This is a genomic window from Bartonella tribocorum, assembly GCF_002777915.1.
In the GTDB taxonomy this organism is placed as follows: domain Bacteria; phylum Pseudomonadota; class Alphaproteobacteria; order Rhizobiales; family Rhizobiaceae; genus Bartonella; species Bartonella tribocorum_A.
Map to the genome: position 1 here is coordinate 1 of NZ_NJGE01000045.1, position 5151 is coordinate 5151.

The window sequence follows — 5151 nt, forward strand, 5'->3', positions numbered from 1 at the left end:
GATGCGAAAGGGAGTGCTGAGGAAGCTAAAACAGTATCAGAAGAAGCCAAGAAACTTGTTCAGGAAAACAAGGATGCTTTTGATGCATCGACTAAAACTCTTGAAGAAGTGAAAGGTATTGCGGAAAGGGCGTTATCGACAGCCAACACAGCCAAGCAGAGTTGCGTTGAGACAGGTGAAAAAGCTTCAGAAGCCTTAACGAAGTCTGGTGAAGCGAAGAGCCTAGCAGAAGAAGCAAAACAGGCGGCAATGACCGCTCAACAAAGAAGTACTGGCACAAGTAGATCTTCTAGTTTGAATGATTTACTGAAACAATTAAAGTTGAGTGTCATTTCGGTTTCCACACCGTTTCTTGTTGTGGCAGGAAAAAACCAACTAAAATTGAAAGAAGGAACGCATCTCTCTTTGAAGCTAACGAGTGAGGTTGCGGTTGTTAGCTATACAGAGGATTACACGATAACTGTTCCCTCTTCTCTTGCAGCAGGGAAGGATTATTACGTTTATTTGGCATTTGATACAAGACAGTCTTATAAACTTGTTGTGTCTGAAAACTCTACCTACCCCGATGGATATACCTTAGATACTTCGAAAAAGATAGGAGGGTTTCATACGCTTTGTGCAGATGTTGGTTCTATAAAAGATCACCCCTTATCGGGTTATCAAGCAGGAGATATCTTACCCCATTCGGTTTGGTGTTTGAATCACTGTCCGCATAGTTCCCCAGAAGGGATGGTTTACGACTCTTCGCAAGATCTTTGGGTTGATATTTATCTCCAGTCAGGAACGGGTATTTTTACCCGTTCGGCGTATGGTATTCCTATCACAACGGGTCGTCCCTATACCGATCACTTATCGGATATGCGTCGTGTTAAAAAATCTTTTCTCAATGATGTCGAATTTGCGTCTGCGATGTATGGGAGCAATGAAAAGACAAATATTCAAGGGAAGAAAGCCCCTACACCGAAGAGTTCTGGAGGACACGTTGATACGGCGAATAGGCGTATGATTTCACATATAGGGTGCGAGGATGGTTGCGGTTATGTATCACAATTTTTATCAGAGACTTTTCAGGTCCAGATACCTTCTGTGGCAGCAGGAAGGACGACTTTTAGAGCAGAGATGAATGTATTGGTAGGAGGCGGTATTTGGAGTGGTGGTGTGTCTAATGGTTCGTTGTTTCGGAGTGGTCAGTATTCTCGTAGTTTCAAGGGTGAGATGTTAGGGTCTCGAGGCTGTAGCCGTCTCCGCCGCTTTGTTTAGAGGAGAGCAATAGAGATGATAGATTATCCAGAGCATTTAAATACGAAGCAAGATTATCTAAACATGCTTGAATTTGATAAGGCAGAAACGGTAAGAAGACTAGAGACACTTTTATCAACGCGTTTTTATTGGATCTTTGTTAAAGAACTCAGTGAAGGAGAAGAGGGGATTGAAGATGCTACCCATAGGGTTTGTGTAGAAACAGAAACGCCGGTTGATTTAGACGGTCCTTCTCTAGAAAAGCGTTCTCAATATGAATTACAGGAAAGCGAATATGCGCCGATATTTCGGCTTGGGTTTCGTGTTGATGAAGTGGAACAGTTGATTCAGAGAGCATAGTCAATAGAGATTATAAAAGAAGGTTTTTATGCCGCCCCACATCAGTGGGGCTTTTTTTATGGAGGACGGGATGAGAAAGATATCGAAGGAAGGTTTGGAGCTTATCAAACAGTGGGAAGGATTGCGTTTGGAGGCTTATAGAGATGTGGCCAGTATCTGGACGATTGGTTATGGTCATACCAGCAATGCAGGTCAACCCTTTGTCAAAAAAGGCATGCGTATCACAAAAGAGCAAGCAGAAGCAATTCTTTGTGAAGACTTAAAGCAATTTGAGAAGACGGTAGAGGAAACTGTTACGGTTTCGTTAACGGATTGCCAATTCGCGGCATTGGTGTCGTTTTGTTATAATGTAGGAACAACAGCCTTTTGCAAATCGAGCCTTTTGAAGAAACTTAATCAAGGGGATTATGAAGCCGTTCCAGCAGAATTACAGAAGTGGAATAAAGTTGGTGGGAAGACTTTTGTGGGTTTAGCCAATCGTCGAGCAGCGGAAGCAGGTTTGTGGGCGAAAGGGTCTTATATTTCTTCCAATTATGAACGGGTGGAAACGCGTAATGCAACTGGTCTTTTCAAGATAGAAGCACTTGCGCCGATTATAGGGTCTTGTTCTGGTTTTGGGGGATTTTTGGTAGGCAATGGACCAATTCAGTGGGCTTTAGCAGGGATTATGGTTTTAGCCGCTTGTACAGGTCTGGTGATTGTAGCCAAGCGTTATCGGGAGCAGCGCTTGTGATTTTTTGGTTCAAAAGAAATCAAACAGCGTCAATAAACAGGGAGCACGCTTATGTGGTTGGTAAAATGAGTAGAAAAGGCAAGCAGGAACAAGATCTCTCAGAAACGGAACGACAGTTGCTTCATGAGATGATAGAGACCTACCAAGGTTTAAAAATGATGTCACGCATCATAAAGTGGATAGCCCTTTTTATCTTTATGTGTGTTATGGATTTTTCCCGTTTCATAGAAACCTTAGAAAATACCTTCTCACACCTCAAAAAATGGATAACAAAGGCTTGAAAGTTTAATCGATTATTTATAATGATCTGTGACGCAATGAATCCTTTTTAATAATATCCATAAAAGTGCTATTTCGTAATTTTGCATTCTCCAAAAGAGTTCTTGGAGATACAACTTGTATACAAGCGTTGAATTCAGACCAATAATTCCGGTAATACTCTCCTTCTGGAGAAAAAATTTTAGTGAAATGATTTGTAACACATAATACTTTCGAGAAAGCGTCATCTATTTCAGCAATGAGATAAAGATATATCTCCCCAACACCCCATTGCTGAAGTGTTTCAGCGTAATACATTAATTGAGCAACGCCTGTATTTTTATAATCTGCTACAGGACTTTTAAACTCTATTAAGACAGCCCGTTTTCTTTCCTCAGAATCAAAATACAGAGCTATATCAGGTCGACTCAATAATCTTTTATTATTTTCTTCAACACTAAGCGAAGCTGAATTAACGTTTAAAAGAAAGCTCTTTATATTCCTCTCACTTTGTAAATAAGTATAGCTCATTAAGTTGTCATCAAGTATCCATAAATTATTTTCTTTTAATGCTAAAGGTGAACTTTTACCAGCAGTACATTTTTTTTGAATAAATAAATTATGAATTTCTTTTTCCAAGGTATTTGGTTGTAGGAAATTAGAAAATTGGCATAGAATATGATCTCTGAATTCAATATATTGAGTTAATTCTAGACTAGCAAATTTTTGTGCTTTTTTAAAATTCTTTTCTGCTATTCCTTTACCTTCACGAAGAGTTTTTCTGAATTCTAGTTTTCTTTTTGAATATTTTTTTTCTGCTTTTTCAATCAATGAATCTTCTGTAAAGATGCCTCCGATTACATCTTTTGTATCTAAAAATTCCACCAAGTAAGGATATTCTTCAGAAACTTTTTCGAGAAGAGCAGCTTTTTCTTCTTTAATTTTTGGAAAATGACAGTTAATTATTTCATCTAGAATATTCTCTAATTTTTTATTAATATCACCCCAACTTAGTTGTGTTTCTAAGTCAGGTTGTTTTTCATCAATATCAAAGTTGTTTCTTTCATCGTTAACATACTCATTCAAAATATGAGACTCCAATAAAAATATCATTATAACATTTTTTATTGGATTAATTTTTATAAACTCTGAAAAAGGCATAACAGTACGACTATGAGCACAGTAGAATGCTTTTATTTCATCACTATAATTTTCATTATCTTCAAAATAATAAGAAAGGGTGAAAGGAATATTTAAACAACTGATTTTGAAAGTTTTATTTGATAAATAAGGTAAATCCTTCGTTTTTATTGTGCTTTTCTTTAATCTTTTTACTGTTTCTAAATTTTCTACCTTTCTTAATTTATGTAAGTCTTCTAAATCTTCCGCTTCATGTACGTAAAAATTAATTTCAATATCTTTTTCTTTATTTAAAAAAAGTAAAGGAAGAAGATGATAATAAATTTCATCACGAACTATACTTATATCTAAATCATTTTGTTGAGAAGGTTTTTCAAAAAATAATTGTGTAGTCCACCATTTATCTCGTTTAGCATTCTCTTTTTTAAAAGAATCTTGTGTAAAATCTGGAGTGAAATTTAATGAAACTCGGACATTATCTTCACTTGCATTAAAACTAGTAATTTCAACTTTTTCAAATACTTTTAAGTAAGTAATACGTCCAACACCTTTACATCCTTCTTTAATTTTGTAATCACTTTTATAGGTAGAAAAAGATTTGATATTTTCTGTTGTGAAACCATCTCCATTATCAAAAACGCTAATAGAAAAAACTTGTTGATTCCCCCATAAATCTGGATTGCTGCTATAAAGTTGGAGTAAAATATCAATTTTTGTTGCATGAGCTTGTATAGAATTAACGATAGATTCCTTAAGGACTGTAAAGATATTCGTTTTTGAGGAAAGATCGCGAATTATAGCGTTTAGGTTAACAAGCATGAGACACCGATATAAGCTTTCATTTTATTTGTTTTACTGAAAGAGGTAAAAAAAATTCCCACTAAATATTTATATGCTTGATAATTGCCTTTGTATAGAGACATCAGACGATATCTTTCTTATTTTCAGCAAAGTCATCCAAGGGAAGTTTGTTTTAAGTCTGAATGATTGTGATGCGGTTCGAGAGATCTTTAAGGGTTTTGACTTTTTAGAAGTTGAGACCCTTTGGACATCAGGTTTCGTAAAAAAACACCCCGAAAAGAACTCTTGATTCGCAATAATTGAGGAAAATTTTGAAAAGATTTGTTAGAATCAGAGGAAATGTTTCTTCTCTAACAGGCTTTTTATATGGCTACATCTTTTGGTAAAATTTTACGTAAACTTCGCATTGATCACTCAGAACGCCTCTTAGATATGGCTAAGACATTAGGTATATCTGTAGCGTTTTTATCTTCTGTAGAAATTGGCAAGAAATCAGTACCGGTTGGTATGGAAGAGAAGATCATAGAGCTGTACGGTTTAGATCAAGAGAAGGCTTCATTGTTAAGAAAAGAAGCCTATGCATGTCGCAAGAGTTTTACAATCAAATCTTCAGACCCATT

At 36.3% G+C, this 5151-nt stretch carries 5 protein-coding genes and 2 pseudogenes; 6 read left to right on the forward strand and 1 reads right to left on the reverse strand.

What is annotated here, in order from left to right; translation table 11 throughout:
- From CER18_RS10650 to CER18_RS09395, 4 genes and pseudogenes are all read left to right on the forward strand, one after another.
- Positions 1-1260, forward strand: a pseudogene (locus CER18_RS10650) (hypothetical protein); the annotation flags it as partial.
- A gap of 15 nt (positions 1261-1275) precedes the next feature.
- Entirely contained in the window at positions 1276-1599 is a 324-nt protein-coding gene (locus tag CER18_RS09385; protein ID WP_100129710.1) for a hypothetical protein, read from the forward strand.
- Positions 1600-1669: 70 nt separating this feature from the next.
- Complete coding sequence (locus tag CER18_RS09390) at positions 1670-2332, forward strand: lysozyme (RefSeq protein ID WP_100129714.1); 663 nt, start codon at positions 1670-1672, stop codon at positions 2330-2332.
- A 53-nt stretch (positions 2333-2385) separates the two neighbouring features.
- The gene (locus CER18_RS09395) at positions 2386-2613 is read left to right on the forward strand and encodes a hypothetical protein (protein ID WP_100129715.1); all 228 of its coding nucleotides are present in this window, start codon (positions 2386-2388) and stop codon (positions 2611-2613) included.
- 16 nt (positions 2614-2629) lie between these two features.
- Here CER18_RS09395 and CER18_RS09400 read toward each other — a convergent pair whose 3' ends face one another.
- Complete coding sequence (locus CER18_RS09400) at positions 2630-4549, reverse strand: ATP-binding protein (protein ID WP_100129711.1); 1920 nt, start codon at positions 4547-4549, stop codon at positions 2630-2632.
- Between the two features lie 130 nt (positions 4550-4679).
- Between CER18_RS09400 and CER18_RS10815 the strand changes: the two are divergent.
- Both CER18_RS10815 and CER18_RS09410 read left to right on the forward strand, forming a co-directional pair.
- Positions 4680-4834, forward strand: a pseudogene (locus CER18_RS10815) (DNA adenine methylase); the annotation flags it as partial.
- 63 nt (positions 4835-4897) lie between these two features.
- A partial coding sequence (locus CER18_RS09410; RefSeq protein ID WP_100129712.1) for a helix-turn-helix domain-containing protein occupies positions 4898-5151 on the forward strand: 254 nt, incomplete at its 3' end.

What these genes read in the sequence shown, in the direction of transcription:
- CER18_RS09385 (WP_100129710.1), top strand. Translation starts at nt 1,276, where the DNA reads ATGATAGATTATCCAGAGCATTTAAATACGAAGCAAGATTATCTAAAC.
- CER18_RS09390 (WP_100129714.1), top strand. Translation starts at nt 1,670, where the DNA reads ATGAGAAAGATATCGAAGGAAGGTTTGGAGCTTATCAAACAGTGGGAA.
- CER18_RS09400 (WP_100129711.1), bottom strand. Translation starts at nt 4,549, where the DNA reads ATGCTTGTTAACCTAAACGCTATAATTCGCGATCTTTCCTCAAAAACG.